The organism is Streptomyces sp. NPDC056296 (assembly GCF_042268605.1).
GTDB lineage: Bacteria > Actinomycetota > Actinomycetes > Streptomycetales > Streptomycetaceae > Streptomyces.
On the sequence record NZ_JBHJRX010000001.1, the window covers coordinates 120,621 to 135,169 of the forward strand.

Below are 14,549 nucleotides of genomic sequence, written 5' to 3' on the forward strand. Positions count from 1 at the left end.
TCCACGTCCCCACCCGAATGCCCCGTCGGAAGGAACATAAGTCCGAATTGTTGGGGACGGACATACGTGGGCCGTCATTCTGCGGAAATTCTCAGATTGAGGGCGCCCCGGGCGCCCCCGTACTGCTGCGCACCTCCAGGCTCGTGGCCAGCTCCACCCGGGTCGCCGCCGCGGACCCGTCGTCCCGCCCCAGGTCCAGCACCAGCCGGGCCGCCGCCTCGGCCATCTCCATGAGCGGCTGCCGTACGGTCGTCAGCGGCGGCCCCACCCAACGGGCCACCGGAAGATCGTCGAACCCGACCACGCTCAGGTCCTGCGGGATGCGCAGCCCCAGCTCGCGCGCGGCCTCGTACAGCCCGAGCGCCTGCAGGTCGTTGCCGGCGAAGACGGCGGTCGGCCGGTCGGGACGGCGCAGCAGTTCCAGGCCCTGCCGGTAGCCGGCCTCGTGGTGGAAGTCGCCGGTCATGACGAGATCCGGGTCGACGGGCAGCCCGGCCGTCTCCAGGGCGGCCCGGTAGCCGTCGACGCGGGCGCGGCTGCACATCATCCGGGTGGGTCCGCTGATCGCGCCGATCCGGGTGTGGCCGAGGTCGACCAGGTGCCGGGTGGCGGCGAGTCCGCCCTGCCAGTTGGTGGCGCCGATGGACGGCACGTCGGCTCCCGGGTCGCCGGCCGGGTCCATCACCACGAACGGGATGGAGCGGCTGGTGAGCAGGGCCCGCTGGGACTCGTCGAGGCCGGACAGGACGAGGATCACGCCGTGCGGACGGCGGGCGGCGACCTGGTCGGCCCAGGTCCGGCCGGGCGTGAGGCGCCCCGCGCTCTCGGAGAGGACGACGCTGAGCCCCGCGTCCCGCGCCACGTTCTCCACGCCCCGGATGACCTCCATCGCCCAGGCGCTCTCCAGCTCGTGGAAGACCAGGTCGATCAGGGGGGAGCGGCTCGCCTCGGCCCGCCGTCGCCGGTAGCCGTGGGTGCGCAGCAGCTCCTCCACGCGGGCCCGGGTCGCGGGGGCGACGTCGGCGCGGCCGTTGAGGACCTTCGAAACAGTCGGCGCCGACACACCGGCCTCTCGCGCGATCTCGGCGAGGGTCGCGGTCTGCGCGGACCGCCTTTGCGTCCGGGTTTCAGCGGGCTGCGGGGATGTCATGGCGGCGATCGTATCCCTGCGGGCTCTCCTGACGAAGAGGCCGGAGAGTCATGGGCCCTCGGAACATTCGCCACTCACAGCGAAAACTTCGGGACTCCCAGGGCTCGCACGCCCGGGTCAGTCCCCGTCCGCCACCGACTCGAAGCGCCACCGGTGGACCGCCCGCGTGACCAGGCCCCCGTCCGGCTCAGGAAGTTCCGGCAGCTCGGCGTCGTAGTCGGCGTCCCACCAGGTGATGACGAGGACCCGGTCCTGCGGGGCACGCAGGACCTCCCTGCGCAGCGGGGTGCCGCCGAGCGGCTGTGCCCGTGCCCAGGCCAGCAGTTCCTCGCCCCGGCCGGGCACGGCCCGCGCCTCCCACATAAGCGCGACGGTCACGAGTACAAGTTCTCCTTGCTGACCTCGTGGACGTGGTCGTGAGCGTGCGTGTGGCCGTGGCCCGGCACGTGCGGTTCCGTCACCGGCAGGGACGAGTCGGCCGACAGGTCCCAGTCGGAGGCGGCCCGGTTCCGGGCGACCATCTCGGCGCCGAGGGCGGCCACCATCGCCCCGTTGTCCGTGCACAGCTTGGGGCGCGGCACGCGCAGCCGGATGCAGGCCGCCTCGCAGCGCTCCTGGGCCAGGGCCCGCAGCCGGGAGTTGGCGGCCACGCCGCCGCCGATCATCAGGTGGTCGACGCCCTGGTCCTTGCAGGCCCGTACCGCCTTGCGGGTCAGCACGTCCACGACCGCCTCCTGGAAGGACGCCGACACGTCGCGCACCGGCACCTCCTCCCCCGCCGCCCGCTTGGCCTCGATCCAGCGGGCCACGGCCGTCTTCAGCCCGGAGAAGGAGAAGTCGTACGCCGGGTCGCGCGGGCCGGTCAGTCCGCGCGGGAAGGCGATCGCGTTGGGGTCGCCCTCGCGCGCGTACCGGTCGATGACCGGGCCGCCGGGGAAGCCCAGGTTCAGCACGCGGGCGATCTTGTCGAAGGCCTCGCCGGCCGCGTCGTCGATGGTGGCGCCCATCGGGCGGACGTCGGAGGTGATGTCCGAGGAGAGCAGGAGGGAGGAGTGGCCGCCGGAGACCAGCAGCGCCATCGTCGGCTCGGGCAGCGGGCCGTGCTCCAGCTGGTCGACGCAGATGTGCGAGGCGAGGTGGTTGACGCCGTACAGGGGCTTGCCGAGGGCGTAGGCGTACGCCTTCGCCGCCGAGACGCCGACCAGCAGGGCGCCGGCGAGGCCGGGGCCCGCGGTGACGGCGATGCCGTCGAGGTCGCGCGCGCTCACCCCCGCCTCCTTCAGGGCGCGGTCGATGGTGGGGACCATCGCCTCCAGGTGGGCACGGCTGGCCACCTCCGGCACGACGCCGCCGAAGCGGGCGTGCTCGTCGACGCTGGACGCGACGGCGTCGGCCAGCAGGGTGGTGCCCCGGACGACACCGACACCGGTCTCGTCGCAGGAGGTCTCGATCCCCAGGACCAGCGGTTCGTCAGGCATGGTTGTCGGTTCCTCGTTCGGTTCCCGGTACGGAGGTGGAGGGGTCGGTCAGGCGCATCACCAGGGCGTCCACGTTCCCCGGCTGGTAGTAGCCGCGTCTGAAGCCGATGGGCTCGAAGCCGAAGCGCTCGTACAGCCGTTGGGCGCGGGTGTTGTCCACCCGGCACTCCAGCAGCACCTCGGCGCACTCGAAGGCGGTCGCCGCCCGCAGCAGTTCGGTCAGCAGCCGCGCGCCGAGGCCGGTGCCCCAGTGGTCGCGGGCGACGGCGATGGTCTGCACGTCGGCCTGTTCCCCGGAGGTGACCAGGCCCGCGTAGCCGACGACCCGGTCGTTCTGCTCGGCGACCAGGTACCGCCGGGTCGCACCCGATCCGCGCGCGTGGGCCAGCTCGGACCAGAACATGCCCCGCGACCAGGCGTCCTCCGGGAACAGCTCCCGTTCCATCCGGAGCACGGGGTCGATGTCCCACCAGCGCATCTCGCGCAGTTCGGCGTGGACGGGCGGGGTCACGGGCTCGGTCGCTCCGGTCACTTGGGGGTGACCACCTTGTAGTTCTTGGGGACCTGGGCGTCGGGCCGGCGCAGGTACAGCGGCCGGGGCGCGGGCAGCTCCTCGCCCGCCGCGAGCTTCTCGGCGGCCAGACACGCGAGGGCGGCGGCGGACACGTGCTCGGGCTCGTGCGCCTTCGGGAAGGTGTCCGGGTACAGGAGCGCGCCCGCGCCGACGGCCGGGAGTCCGGCCACCTGCTCGGCGATGTCGGCGGGGCGGTCGACCGCCGGGTCGGTGAGGCGGGTGCGGGAGTCGGCGTACCGGGCCCAGTAGACCTCCTTGCGGCGGGCGTCGGTCGCCACCACGAAGGGGCCCTCCAGGTCGGCGGCCCGGGCGAGGCCGTCCAGCGTGCACACTCCGTGCACGGGCACACCGAGCGCGAGTCCGAAGGTGTCCGCGGTCATCAGGCCGACGCGCAGCCCCGTGTACGGGCCGGGGCCGATGCCGGCGACGATGCCCGTGACGGCGTCGAGCCGCAGACCGGCCTCGGCGAGCACCCGGTCGACGGCGGGCAGCAGCAGCTCACCGTGCCGGCGTGCGTCCACCTGGCTCGACGAGGCGATGACGTCCGTACCGTCGTGCAGCGCGACGGTCACGGCGGGCGTGGCGGTATCCAGAGCGAGCAAGAGCACGCAAACAGCCTACGGCGCCGCGGGGCCGGCGGCGGACGCCCGGTCGACGGGCCGGGTGCCGGTGCCGGTGCCGGTGCCGGCACCCCGTGTCGCTCGCCGCGTCCACACGGTCACGGACTGCTACGGTCGCCCGGAAAGGACGCACGACGTACGACGACGAGGTGGTCGCCAGTGGCAAGCAGCAGCGCCGGTCTCGTCACCGGCCTCACCGCGGCGGCCCTCGCCACGATCGGCTACCTCGGCCACCAGGCGTCGGTCAGCGCCCCCGCCGACCTCGGCCGGACCCGAGCGAGCAGCACGCCCGCCCCCGGCGCCTCCAAGGCCCCCCGCGACCGGCGGCATCCGAACGCCCTTCCCGCGGGCTCCGGAAGGGGTGAACGGGTGGTGTACTCGGTGGACGACGACCGGGTGTGGCTGGTCGGCGCGGGCAACAAGGTCGGGCGCACTTTCGAGGTCACGCCCAGCACGGTCGACCCGGCGCCGGGCACCTACGCGGTCACGTCCCGCTCGAACCGGGTCACCGGCTCCGACGGCATCCCGGTCGAGCACGTCGTGCGCTTCACCAGCGTCGAGGGCGTGGTCATCGGGTTCAGCGCGGCGGTGGACGGCTCGACGGCGAAGCCCGACGCGGGCGAGCGCACCGGCGGCATCCGGGAGACGCGCGCGGACGGCGACGCGATGTGGCGGTTCGCGACGATCGGGCAGCGGGTCGTCGTCGTTCCCTGACGAAGTGCCGCGGACGCGGAGGTCAGGCGGCCTCGCGGTGTTCCCGGACGGGGTGGCACGTCTCCGGCTCGGGCGCGCGTGGCGGCGTCGAGACGGCCGCCGCGGCGGCGCAGGACGCGAGCAGGTCGTGCATGGACACCCCGGCGAGCGCGGGCGACTGCGGCTGCCGCCCGGCCTGCTGCTGCGGCTCGGTCTCCGGCATGGACGCCTCCTGAAGGTCGGGGGCGGGCGTAGTTAGGCATGCCTAACTACGAGTTGGATACCATGTGACCACGCGCGGGTCCCCGAACGCAATATCTTCCCGACGCCTTGTCGGAACGTCCCCCGGACGGGGAGGGTCGGCCCGAACCGGGGGCGCCGGCTCGGACCCGGGGCGCCGGCTCAGACCGCGAGCACGCTCAGGTCGGCCGCTGTCCAGCGCTCGCCGACGCCCGTCAGCGTCACGTGCCGCACCTCGTCGGTGGTGTCGCCCACGGCCCGGTGGATCCGGAGCTGCAACCGGTCGTCGGTCAGCTCCTCGACCTTGCCCTCCCCCCACTCCACGACGATCACCGAGTCGGGCAAGGAGACGTCGAGGTCGAGGTCCTCCATGTCGTCCAGACCGCCGGAGAGCCGGTAGGCGTCCACGTGGACGAGCGGCGGACCGTCGCCGAGGGAGGGGTGCACGCGCGCGATCACGAAGGTCGGGGAGGTGACGGCGCCTCGGACGCCCATGCCCTCGCCGAGTCCCCGGGTCAGCGTCGTCTTGCCCGCGCCCAGCTCCCCGCTGAGCATCAGCAGGTCACCGGCGCGGAGCAGCTTGGCGAGCCTGCGGCCCAGTTCCCGCATCTGCTCGGGGGAGGTGACGGTGATCTCGGTGTCGCGGGCGGGCTCGGACGGCTCGGCGGGGACATGCGGCTTAGCGGATTCTTCCATCGTCACTCACTTGCAGTAGTAGAATGGACACGCCCCGCAAGGGGTTGGTTCGGGCTGGACCGCAGCCGGAAGGCTGGAAGCCGCTTCCATCTAGGAAGAGGCGGAGTCACAGCCATCCACGGTAGCCGTGGACGGCACCGCCCCAGCGCGGGCGAGCAGATCAGCGAGGCGGTCGGTGACGACCGCTGGGTGCTCCAGCATGACCAGGTGCCCGGCGTCCGGCACCAGTACCAACTCGGCGCCCGGCAAGATGTCGGCGATCGCCTCGCTGTGCTCGCTGGGCGTGACCATGTCCCGCACCCCGGCCAGCACGAGGACCGGCAGGCCGGCGAAGTGGGCGAGGGCCGCGGTCTTGTCGTGGTCGTTGAAGGCCGGGTAGTACTCGGCGACCACGTCGATCGGCGTCGACTCGATCATCCGCTCGGCGAACCGGGCCACGGCCGGATCGACGTCCCGGGACGCGAACGAGTACCGCTTGATGATCCCGGCGAACAGGTCCGCCGTCGCCCGCCGCCCCTTTTCCACCAGGTCGGCCCGCTGCCCCAGCGCCTTGAGCACACCCGGCAGCACCCGCCGGACCGCGTTGACGCCGGCCACGGGCAGCCCGAAGTTGACCTCGCCGAGGCGGCCGGAGGACGTACCGACGAGGGCGGCGCCGACGACCCGGTCGCGGATCAGTTCGGGGAACGCGTCGGCCAGCGCCATCACGGTCATGCCGCCCATGGAGTGTCCGACCAGCACGATCGGGCCCTCGGGCACGGCCGCGTCGATGACGGCCTTCAGATCGCGGCCCAGCTCGTCGATGGTGACCGGCCGGTCTTCCCGCACCTGGGACACGCCCCGCGCGGAACGGCCGTGGCTGCGCTGGTCCCAGTGCACGGTGCGGACGACGCCCCTGAGGGCCGCCCGCTGGAAGTGCCAGGAGTCCTGGTTGAGGCAGTAGCCGTGGCTGAAGACGACGGTCACGGGGGCGGGCGCCTTACGGCCGAACAGCCGCCGGCGGCGCCGCGTGAGCGCGGACTCCTTCTCCGGATCGACGTCGTCGACCTCGTAGTACAGCTCCGTGCCGTCGTCGGCGTACGCCTTGCCGGGGGTGCCGCGCAGCCCGCCGTAGGGTCCCGTCGAGTCGAGGGCGAGACGTGCCTTCTGGCGCATCCCGCGGCCGACGGTGAGCCGTTCTATCGCCACGCCGGCCGCGGCGCCCGCCGCGACCACGCCTATCGCGACACCCGCGATGCCGGTCGCCCGGCGCCAGCCGCCGGCGGCGACCTCGGTGGCCGCTTCCGTGGCGGAGGCGACGGCCGACACGACGGTCTCCGCGTTTCCCTCGCTCACGTACACCGCTCCTCTTCGCCGGGCCGCTGTGCGGATACCCGCTGGTTGCCGATTCACCTGCACGCGCGTCACGCCGTGTGCGGGCGTCACGCCGTGTGCGGGCGTCACGCCGTGTGCGGGCGCGTCACTCGTTCACATAGACGCGCGGAACGCGGGATCCGATCCGGGTGACGATCTCGTAGCCGATGGTGCCCGCCGCCTGGGCCCAGTCCTCGGCCGTGGGTTCGCCGCGGTCGCCGGGCCCGAACAGCACCGCCTCGGTGCCCGGCTCCGGCCGGTCCCCGCCCAGGTCGACGACGAACTGGTCCATCGCGATCCGCCCCGCCACCGTGCGCCACTTGCCGTCGACCAGGACGGGCCCGGTGGAGGAGGCGTGGCGGGGGACGCCGTCCGCGTAGCCGAGGGGGACGAGGCCGAGGGTCGTCTCGCCGGGGGTCGTGTAGTGGTGCCCGTAGCTGACGCCGTGGCCGCCGGGGACCTGCTTGACCAGGGCGAGCGAGGCGGCCAGCGTCATCACGGGGCGCAGTCCGAAGTCGGCGGGGGTGCCGATCTCGGGGCTGGGCGAGACGCCGTACATCGCGATACCCGGCCGTACGAGGTCGAAGTGGGCCTCGGGGAGGGTGAGCGTGGCCGGCGAGTTGGCGATGTGCCGCACGTCGGGGCGCACGCCCTGCTGCTCGGCGTAGGCCGTCATCTCCCGGAAGCGGGTGAGCTGGGCGGCGATGGAGGGGTGTCCGGGCTCGTCGGCGCAGGCGAAGTGCGACCAGAGACCGGTGACGCGGAGCAGCCCTTCGCCCTCGGCCCGCAGGGCTTCCCGGACCAGCTCCGCCCAGTCCTCGCCCGGCTGGCAGCCGTTCCGGCCGAGTCCGGTGTCGGCCTTGAGCTGCACGCGCGCGGGGAGCCCGGCCCGCCGTGCCGCCTCGGTGACCTCGTCCAGGGCCCACATCCCGCTGACGGACACGTCGAGGTCCGCCTCGACGGCCTCCTGCCAGGGGCCGCCCGGCGTCCACAGCCAGCACATGATCCGCACGTCGTCCGGCAGTCCCGCCTCCGCGCGCAGCGCGAGGGCCTCCTGCGGGGTGGCGGTGCCCAGCCAGGTCGCGCCCGCCGCGACGGCCGCGCGGGCGCACGGGAGCGCGCCGTGGCCGTAGGCGTCGGCCTTGACCACGGCCATGAGAGCCGCCCCGGGAGCCCGTTCGCGCAGTGCGCGGACGTTGGCCCGCAGGGCGGCCAGGTCGATCTCGGCACGGGCCCGCGTCACCGCGGCCCGCCGAGCAGCTGTCTCACTCATCGTGCCCCCAGTGTCTCAGAGCACCCGGGCCCCGCTTCCGCCGCAGCGCGCCCGGGCCCGCGCGCGCCCGCCAGTCGTTTCCGTGCGCCCACCAGTCGTTAGGGTGCCTCGCATGAGCATCATCGGGGTCGGGATCGACGTGGCCGAGATCGAGCGGTTCGGGCTGTCCCTGGAACGCACGCCGGCCCTGGCACGACGGCTCTTCCTGGAGAGCGAGTTGCTGCTGCCGAGCGGGGAGCGTCGGGGCGTCGCCTCGCTCGCCGCCCGGTTCGCGGCGAAGGAGGCCCTGGCGAAGGCGCTCGGCGCACCGGCGGGGCTGCACTGGACGGACGCCGAGGTGTACGTCGAGGACACCGGACAGCCACGGCTGCGGGTGACGGGGACGGTGGCGGCGCGGGCGGCGGAGCTGGGCGTGACGTCGTGGCACGTGTCGCTGAGCCATGACGCGGGGGTGGCGTCGGCGGTGGTGATCGCGGAGGGGTAGGGCACACGCTTCGAGCCCACTGGGATCATCCGTCCATGGACGTGAGCGACGTGAGCGACGTGAGCGCGGAAGCCGATGACGTACGTGCGGAGAACGGCATGGTCTCCGTTCCGCCGGGACGGGTGACCCTGTCGGACCGGCGGACGCGGCGCAGCTGGCCGGTGGAGGTCGCGTCCTGTCGGCTGGCGGCGTTCCCGGTCACGCGGGCCGAGTACGCGCGGGTCACCGGGCGGCGGCCCGTCGCCGCCCGGGAAGGGCGGCTGCCCGCCGCGGACGTCTCCTGGGCGGACGCGGTCGCCTTCTGCAACTCCCTGTCGCGGCACGAAGGGCTCCGCCCGGCCTACCGCTTCACCGACGGCGACGACGGCGTCGTCTGGGACACCTCCGCCGACGGGTACCGGCTGCCGACCGAGGCCGAATGGGAACACGCCTGCCGCGCCGGGACGGAGGGGCCGCGCTACGGCGCCCTGGACGACATCGCCTGGTACCGGGGCAACTCCCGCGAGCGCGTCCACGAGGTGGGCGGCAGGCGGCCGAACGCCTGGGGCCTGTACGACATGCTCGGCAACGTCTGGGAGTGGTGCTGGGACGTCTACGACGCCGAGGTCTACGGCGCCTACCGGGTGCTGCGCGGCGGCGGCTGGTTCGACGAGCACTGGAGCTGCCGGGCCTCCGTACGGCGCCGCAGCCACCCGACGTTCCGGGTCGACGACGTGGGGTTCCGCGTCGCCCGTTCGGTCGGCGGAGCTGGTCAGGGCCCCGTCGGCTGAACCCGGATGTGCATCCGCTCGCCCTGCGCCCCGTACAGGGCGAGCCACTCGACGGGCCCGTCCCCGGCGTTGGCGATGCCGTGCGGGACGCGGGTGTCGAACTCCGCCGTCTCACCCGCCGTCAGGACGAGGTCGTGCTCGCCCAGGGCGAGGAGCAGGCGCCCGGAGAGCACGTAGATCCACTCGTGGCCCTCGTGGGAGCCCTGGTCGGGGCGCGGGGCCGTTCCGGTCCGCGCGACCGGCGGGGCGGGGAGGATCTGCTTGTAGGCGTGCAGCCCGTCGTTGGGGTTGCGGGTGAGGGGAATCCAGGTCTGGCCGTGCCGGGTGAAGGGGCGCGGGTGGACGCGGGGGTCGCCGGTCCGGGAGCCGACCAGTTCGTCCAGGGGCAGGCGGTGCGCCCTGGCCAGCGGCAGCAGGTGCCGCAGCCCCGGTTCACGCTGTCCCGACTCCAGCCGGGACAGCGTGCTGACGGAGATGCCGGTGGCGGCGCCGAGCTGGGCCAGCGTGAGACCGCGGGCCTGCCGGATGGCGCGCAGGCGTGCCCCGAGTGAGGTCATCACCTGCGCCGTCTCGTCGTCGCCCATGGGACAACTGTCCCTCACGACGCGGATGGCGGAGTCGGGCGTGTTCCCGGCGGACGGGGAAGACTCGACGGCATGCGGACTGCGTACAGCGTGGAGATGGTCAGGACGGCCGAACGGGAGCTGATGGCACGGCTGCCGGAGGGGGCGTTGATGCAACGGGCCGCGGCCGGGCTCGCCGCCGCCTGTGCCGAGGTGCTCGGGCGGGTGGCCGGCCGGGTCTACGGCGGCCGGGTGGTGCTGCTGGTCGGGAGCGGGGACAACGGCGGCGACGCCCTGTACGCCGGGGCACGGCTCGCCCGGCGCGGGGCGGGCGTGACGGCGGTGCTGCTCACGCCGGAGCGCGTGCACGGCGGGGGGCTGGCGGCGTTGCGGCGGGCGGGTGGACGTGTCGCGGAGTGCAGGACCGGAACCCCGGCCGGGACCGGCACCGGGACCCGGACCGCCGGGGAGCTGATCGCGCGGGCCGATCTCGTCGTCGACGGCATCGTGGGGATCGGCGGCAAGGGCGGGCTGCGGGAGGAGGCGGTGCCGCTCGCCGACGCGGCCGCCCGGTCGCGAGCCGCCGTCGTCGCCGTCGACCTGCCGAGCGGCGTGGACGCGGACACCGGGCAGGTGCGGGGGACGGCCGTGCGGGCCGACCTGACGGTGACGTTCGGGGCACACAAGCCGGGGCTGCTGGTCGATCCGGCGCGCGAGTACGCGGGGGCGGTGCGGCTGGTGGACATCGGGCTGCCGCTGCCGAACGACGCGGCCGGGCTGGAGGCGTTGCAGCACGCCGACGTGGCACGGCTGCTGCCGGTGCCGGGCGCGGAGAGCGACAAGTACCGGCGAGGGGTCGTGGGCATCGCCGCCGGGTCGGCCCGCTATCCGGGCGCGGCCGTGCTCGCCGTCGCCGGGGCGCTGCGGGGCGGGGCCGGGGCGGTGCGGTACGTCGGTCCGGCCGGGGACGCGGTGATCGCCCGCTACCCGGAGACGCTCGTGTCCGACCAGGGGCCGAAGCAGGCGGGGCGGGTGCAGGCGTGGGTCGTCGGTCCGGGCGCCGGTGACGACGCCGGGACCGTGGCTCAGGTGCTGGCGGCGGAGGTGCCGGTGCTGATCGACGCGGACGGACTGCGGTTGGCCGACGCGGGTGCCGTACGGGACCGTACGGCGCCGACGCTGATGACGCCGCATGCCGGGGAGGCGGCGGCGCTGCTCGGGGTGAGCCGGGAGGAGGTCGAGGGTTCGCGTCTGGCCTCGGCAGGTGAGCTGGCGGAGCGGTACGGGGCGACGGTGCTGTTGAAGGGGTCGACGACAGTGGTGGCCGGGGCGGAGGGTGGCCCGGTGCGGGTCAACTCGACGGGGACGTCGTGGCTCGCCACGGCGGGGAGCGGGGACGTGCTGTCCGGCCTGGCGGGGTCGCTGCTGGCGGCGGGGCTGTCGGCGCGGGACGCGGGGAGTGCGGGGGCGTACGTGCACGGGCTGGCGGGGCGGTTCGCGGCGGAGGGGGCGCCGGTGGGGGCGCACGACGTCGCCGAGGCGATTCCGGGGGCGTGGCGGGATGTGGCTGGGGTGGGGTGAGCGGGGTGTTTCGTGGGGCGCCGGGTCGTTACGGTGTTCGCATGCCCTCCGACTCCGCGTCACTGTCCACGGATTTCGCCTCGTTGCCCAGGGCAGAGTTCGCGTTTCCCGGCCCGCTGCGCGACCAACTCGTCGCGGCGATCCTCGAGGGCTCGAAGACCTCGACGACCGGGCTCGTCGTCGACTACGAGCACGAGGACGAGCCGCTGCCGGAAGTTGGGAGCCGCGAAGTGGTCGTCGACTCCCACGACCGCCCGGTCGCCGTCATCGAGGTGACAGAGGTGCGGGTCGTCCCGCTGGCCGAAGTGGACCTCGCCCACGCGGTGGACGAGGGCGAGGGTTACGCGAGCGTGGCCGAGTGGCGGGCGGGGCATGAGCGGTTCTGGCACAGCGAGGAGATGCGTGCGGCTCTGAACGACCCGGGCTTCACGGTGGACGACACGACACCGGCAATCCTGGAACGCTTCCGCCTGGTCACCGTGGCGCACTCGGCCGACGGGTGGCTCACTCCGATCGGCGCTCCTCCTGCGGCTCGTCCGGCATGCCCGCGAAGAGTTCTTCGACCCGAGCGACCGTTCCGGCGCGGTCGAGCCAGTCGTCGAGGCGGGCGAGATCCATGCAGCCGGTGATGCGTGCGCGCGCCTCGTCGGAAACGGTCAGGCCACGGACTTCGAGCACCCGCAGGACACCCTGAGCCTTTCCTTCGGCCCTGCCCACGGCCTCCCCCTCGGCCCTGCCTTCAGCCCTGCCTACAGCCCTGCCTTCAGCCCTGCCGTCGGCCTCTCCCTTGGCCCTGCCTTCGTAGTACGTCTCCTCCCAGACCGTTCCCCTGCCCGGGAAATATGAAATGACCATCTTCTCCAGCTCCCTCCATGTCTCTCGGGCCGGAGTATCCTCCAGGCCCACTTCCAGCAGTTCCGACCAGTACTTGGCTGTGGGTTTGTCGAACGACCGCATTCCGCGGGCCAGCAGATTCAGTATGGCGTCGATGCCCTGACTCTCGCTGTGCACAATGGCGGAGAACGTCGCCAGCGCCGGCTGTCGCGCCACCACCGCTTCGTCGCTGATTTCCGGAACACTGTCCGGACCCAATACGAAGGGGCGCGTGACCTGGGACACCCAGGGCCCGACCCGGCACTCGAAGGGCCCGGCGGCCCAGGCCGCCGTGGACCGATTGCGGCAGACCGCGACAAGCAGTACCGGCAGGTCGAACTTCGCACGCAAGTACGCCACGTAGTACGGCCAGTTGGTTCCCTTGTCAGCGGCTTTCCGCGTCTGAGCCTCGACGGCGAGCAGGAAGCTCTCCCCGTCGGACGGCTCGACCCTCAGCACCGTGTCCACACGGCGCTCAAGCGGTTTCAGCTCCGTGGCGTCGGGAGTCATGAGCTCGATCTCCGCCTTGGCGGGCGGCGGCATGCCCAACGCCTCGAAAATCGGCGTGAGAACCTCCGGATGATCCTGGAAGATCCGGTGCGAGGTCTCGTGGGTGGATGTGACCATGCGCGCAACCTATTTCGGGAGTAGGGCGGGATTTCCGTGCGACCGGGATGCGTTCACCCTTTCGAGCGGCGAGGAAACGTTCACGCCGCCCGCGCCGCAGCGCCCAGTTCGCACCAGATGTACTTGCCCCGGTTGCCCTCCCTGGCCAGCGGCTGCCAGCCCCACACGTCGGCGCAGGCCCGCACCAGGGCCAGACCCCGCCCCTCCTCGGCGTCCAGGCCCCGGTCGAGGGAGAGCGGAGGCTCCGGCGGCGTCGGGTCCGCGTCCCAGGCGCCGATCCGCAGCACGCCGTTCCCCGACCAGCGCACCCGCAGGGCGGCCGGTCCCTTGGTGTGCCGTACGGCGTTGGACACCAGCTCCGTGGCGAGCAGTTCCGCCACGTCGACCATGCCGATCAGGCCGTGCATCGTGAGGATGAGGCGGAGGGTGCGGCGGCAGACGGTGACGGCGCGGGGGTCGTTCGGGATGTAGAGGGAGTACTCCCACGAGTTGTTTTCGGGCATGCGGACTCCTGTCAGATGCAGGGGGTTGGTGGCAGGTGGCGGTGTCACTGCCGCGTTCGCCACAGCAGGACGAAGCGGTGCACTTCCGACACCCGGGCACTGCGCAGAGTGCGCGTCGCATCACCGAAGGTAGGTCTAGCCGATTAGGTTTTGCAAGCGGCTCGCGTAATCTGTCCCCGAACGAGTCGCGCCCACAGGCGCGTTGGAGGGAGCGGTACATGGCGTTGCGGCGCGAACCAACAGCACGTCAGATGCGTCTGGCAATCGAACTGCGCAGGCTCCGCGATTCCGCAGGGCTCGCGACCCGCGAGGCAGCAGCACTACTGGGGGTCAGTTCCGCGCAGATCAGCCAAATCGAAATGGGCCTTGCCGGAGTCAGCGAAAAACGCCTGCGCCGCCTCGCCGGCAATTACGCCTGCACGGACCAGGCGCTCATCAACGCCTTGGTCGCCATGGCGACCGATCGGACGCGCGGGTGGTGGGAGGAGTACAGAGGGCTGCTACCCACGCCGTTTCTCGATCTCGCCGAACTGGAGCACCACGCCACGTTTCTCCGGGAGGTCCAGTTCATGTACATCCCCGGCCCTCTGCAGACTGAGGACTACGCCCGCGCCATCTACACCGACAGGGTCCCCGAACTTCCCGACGAAGATCTGGAGTCGCGCGTACGGCACCGAATGCAGCGCAAGGTGGTCCTCGACGGTGACGAGCCCACACCCTATGAAGCGATCATCCACGAGGCGGCGCTGCGCATCCGGGTCGGAAAGCGCGCCACGCTGCGCGCCCAACTCGCCGACCTCCTCGAACGCTCCGCAGCGGACCGCACCACCGTGCGGGTCATCCCCTTCGACCTGGAGGGCTTCGGCGGGTCCTGGCGGCCCATGATGGTGGCGAGTGGCGCCGTCCCCAAGCTGGACACAGCCGTCGACGACTCACCTCACACCGCAGTCTTCATCAATTCCGACGCCCAGCTCAGCGTTCTTCGAACACTTCTACGTAGACTGGAAGCCGCGTCGCTGGACCCGGCGCGTTCGCGTGACTTCATCCACAGCCTGGCCAAGGAAGTGTGAC

The 14,549-nt window shown here is 72.8% G+C and carries 17 protein-coding genes and 1 pseudogene; 6 read left to right on the plus strand and 12 right to left on the minus strand.

From position 1 onward, the window contains the following. Window positions 1-91: 91 nt before the first annotated feature. The 5 genes from ACFCZF_RS00525 to tsaB all read right to left on the minus strand — a co-directional run bounded on the left by ACFCZF_RS00525 (window position 92) and on the right by tsaB (window position 3,810). Window positions 92-1,150: a LacI family DNA-binding transcriptional regulator gene (locus tag ACFCZF_RS00525; RefSeq protein ID WP_375907109.1), complete on the minus strand. Its 1,059-nt coding sequence runs from the start codon at window positions 1,148-1,150 to the stop codon at window positions 92-94. Between the two features lie 117 nt (window positions 1,151-1,267). Next, window positions 1,268-1,528 (minus strand): hypothetical protein, encoded by a 261-nt coding sequence (locus ACFCZF_RS00530; protein WP_375907107.1) that lies wholly within the window; start codon window positions 1,526-1,528, stop codon window positions 1,268-1,270. Further along, complete coding sequence (gene tsaD / locus ACFCZF_RS00535; protein WP_376669792.1) at window positions 1,525-2,628, minus strand: tRNA (adenosine(37)-N6)-threonylcarbamoyltransferase complex transferase subunit TsaD; 1,104 nt, start codon at window positions 2,626-2,628, stop codon at window positions 1,525-1,527. The genes ACFCZF_RS00530 and tsaD overlap by 4 nt, the downstream gene beginning before the upstream one ends. Further along, complete coding sequence (gene rimI, locus ACFCZF_RS00540; protein WP_376669937.1) at window positions 2,621-3,106, minus strand: ribosomal protein S18-alanine N-acetyltransferase; 486 nt, start codon at window positions 3,104-3,106, stop codon at window positions 2,621-2,623. Before rimI ends, tsaD begins: the two co-directional genes overlap by 8 nt. 50 nt (window positions 3,107-3,156) lie before the next feature. Then, window positions 3,157-3,810 carry a tRNA (adenosine(37)-N6)-threonylcarbamoyltransferase complex dimerization subunit type 1 TsaB gene (tsaB, locus tag ACFCZF_RS00545; RefSeq protein WP_375907101.1) on the minus strand — a complete coding sequence of 218 codons (654 nt, stop codon included), beginning with the start codon at window positions 3,808-3,810 and terminating at the stop codon, window positions 3,157-3,159. 171 nt (window positions 3,811-3,981) lie between these two features. Between tsaB and ACFCZF_RS00550 the strand changes: the two genes are divergently transcribed. After that, window positions 3,982-4,536, plus strand: coding sequence for a hypothetical protein (locus ACFCZF_RS00550; protein WP_376669793.1), 555 nt, complete (start codon window positions 3,982-3,984; stop codon window positions 4,534-4,536). Window positions 4,537-4,558: 22 nt separating this feature from the next. Here ACFCZF_RS00550 and ACFCZF_RS00555 read toward each other — a convergent pair whose 3' ends face one another. The 4 genes from ACFCZF_RS00555 to alr all read right to left on the minus strand — a co-directional run bounded on the left by ACFCZF_RS00555 (window position 4,559) and on the right by alr (window position 8,077). After that, complete coding sequence (locus tag ACFCZF_RS00555) at window positions 4,559-4,738, minus strand: hypothetical protein (RefSeq protein ID WP_376669794.1); 180 nt, start codon at window positions 4,736-4,738, stop codon at window positions 4,559-4,561. A 179-nt stretch (window positions 4,739-4,917) separates the two neighbouring features. Further along, entirely contained in the window at window positions 4,918-5,451 is a 534-nt protein-coding gene (tsaE, locus tag ACFCZF_RS00560; protein ID WP_376669795.1) for a tRNA (adenosine(37)-N6)-threonylcarbamoyltransferase complex ATPase subunit type 1 TsaE, read from the minus strand. 90 nt (window positions 5,452-5,541) lie between these two features. Next, window positions 5,542-6,786 (minus strand): alpha/beta fold hydrolase, encoded by a 1,245-nt coding sequence (locus ACFCZF_RS00565; protein WP_376669796.1) that lies wholly within the window; start codon window positions 6,784-6,786, stop codon window positions 5,542-5,544. Window positions 6,787-6,910: 124 nt separating this feature from the next. After that, window positions 6,911-8,077: an alanine racemase gene (gene alr, locus ACFCZF_RS00570; protein ID WP_375907086.1), complete on the minus strand. Its 1,167-nt coding sequence runs from the start codon at window positions 8,075-8,077 to the stop codon at window positions 6,911-6,913. A 112-nt stretch (window positions 8,078-8,189) separates the two neighbouring features. Here alr and ACFCZF_RS00575 point away from each other — a divergent pair, with 112 nt between their 5' ends. Then, a complete protein-coding gene (locus ACFCZF_RS00575) occupies window positions 8,190-8,561 on the plus strand; it encodes a holo-ACP synthase (protein ID WP_375907083.1) in 372 nt (123 codons plus the stop codon). Between the two features lie 98 nt (window positions 8,562-8,659). Beyond that, window positions 8,660-9,331, plus strand: coding sequence for a formylglycine-generating enzyme family protein (locus ACFCZF_RS00580; RefSeq protein ID WP_376669938.1), 672 nt, complete (start codon window positions 8,660-8,662; stop codon window positions 9,329-9,331). Here the strand turns inward: ACFCZF_RS00580 and ACFCZF_RS00585 are convergent. After that, entirely contained in the window at window positions 9,313-9,915 is a 603-nt protein-coding gene (locus ACFCZF_RS00585) for a helix-turn-helix domain-containing protein (RefSeq protein ID WP_376669797.1), read from the minus strand. The genes ACFCZF_RS00580 and ACFCZF_RS00585 overlap by 19 nt on opposite strands. A 72-nt stretch (window positions 9,916-9,987) precedes the next feature. Between ACFCZF_RS00585 and ACFCZF_RS00590 the strand changes: the two genes are divergently transcribed. Together ACFCZF_RS00590 and ACFCZF_RS00595 are read left to right on the plus strand one after the other, a co-directional pair. Next, window positions 9,988-11,475, plus strand: a complete 1,488-nt coding sequence (locus ACFCZF_RS00590; RefSeq protein ID WP_376669798.1) for an NAD(P)H-hydrate dehydratase — start codon at window positions 9,988-9,990, stop codon at window positions 11,473-11,475. 41 nt (window positions 11,476-11,516) lie between these two features. Then, window positions 11,517-11,972 (plus strand): annotated as a pseudogene (locus tag ACFCZF_RS00595) (ASCH domain-containing protein); the annotation flags it as partial. A gap of 7 nt (window positions 11,973-11,979) precedes the next feature. Here ACFCZF_RS00595 and ACFCZF_RS00600 read toward each other — a convergent pair. Together ACFCZF_RS00600 and ACFCZF_RS00605 are read right to left on the minus strand one after the other, a co-directional pair. Then, window positions 11,980-12,975, minus strand: coding sequence for a hypothetical protein (locus tag ACFCZF_RS00600; RefSeq protein ID WP_376669799.1), 996 nt, complete (start codon window positions 12,973-12,975; stop codon window positions 11,980-11,982). Window positions 12,976-13,055: 80 nt separating this feature from the next. Then, window positions 13,056-13,478 (minus strand): ATP-binding protein, encoded by a 423-nt coding sequence (locus tag ACFCZF_RS00605; protein WP_376669800.1) that lies wholly within the window; start codon window positions 13,476-13,478, stop codon window positions 13,056-13,058. Between the two features lie 218 nt (window positions 13,479-13,696). Between ACFCZF_RS00605 and ACFCZF_RS00610 the strand changes: the two genes are divergently transcribed. Next, window positions 13,697-14,548, plus strand: coding sequence for a helix-turn-helix transcriptional regulator (locus ACFCZF_RS00610; RefSeq protein ID WP_376669801.1), 852 nt, complete (start codon window positions 13,697-13,699; stop codon window positions 14,546-14,548). Window position 14,549: the final 1 nt, after the last annotated feature.

Bases quoted from the DNA above. Each gene is read 5' to 3' on its own strand.
- alr (WP_375907086.1), bottom strand. From the start codon at position 8,077: ATGAGTGAGACAGCTGCTCGGCGGGCCGCGGTGACGCGGGCCCGTGCC.
- ACFCZF_RS00580 (WP_376669938.1), top strand. From the start codon at position 8,660: ATGGTCTCCGTTCCGCCGGGACGGGTGACCCTGTCGGACCGGCGGACG.
- ACFCZF_RS00610 (WP_376669801.1), top strand. From the start codon at position 13,697: ATGGCGTTGCGGCGCGAACCAACAGCACGTCAGATGCGTCTGGCAATC.
- ACFCZF_RS00600 (WP_376669799.1), bottom strand. From the start codon at position 12,975: ATGGTCACATCCACCCACGAGACCTCGCACCGGATCTTCCAGGATCAT.
- ACFCZF_RS00525 (WP_375907109.1), bottom strand. From the start codon at position 1,150: ATGACATCCCCGCAGCCCGCTGAAACCCGGACGCAAAGGCGGTCCGCG.
- rimI (WP_376669937.1), bottom strand. From the start codon at position 3,106: ATGCGCTGGTGGGACATCGACCCCGTGCTCCGGATGGAACGGGAGCTG.
- tsaE (WP_376669795.1), bottom strand. From the start codon at position 5,451: ATGGAAGAATCCGCTAAGCCGCATGTCCCCGCCGAGCCGTCCGAGCCC.
- tsaD (WP_376669792.1), bottom strand. From the start codon at position 2,628: ATGCCTGACGAACCGCTGGTCCTGGGGATCGAGACCTCCTGCGACGAG.
- ACFCZF_RS00590 (WP_376669798.1), top strand. From the start codon at position 9,988: ATGCGGACTGCGTACAGCGTGGAGATGGTCAGGACGGCCGAACGGGAG.
- ACFCZF_RS00585 (WP_376669797.1), bottom strand. From the start codon at position 9,915: ATGGGCGACGACGAGACGGCGCAGGTGATGACCTCACTCGGGGCACGC.
- ACFCZF_RS00575 (WP_375907083.1), top strand. From the start codon at position 8,190: ATGAGCATCATCGGGGTCGGGATCGACGTGGCCGAGATCGAGCGGTTC.
- ACFCZF_RS00555 (WP_376669794.1), bottom strand. From the start codon at position 4,738: ATGCCGGAGACCGAGCCGCAGCAGCAGGCCGGGCGGCAGCCGCAGTCG.
- ACFCZF_RS00605 (WP_376669800.1), bottom strand. From the start codon at position 13,478: ATGCCCGAAAACAACTCGTGGGAGTACTCCCTCTACATCCCGAACGAC.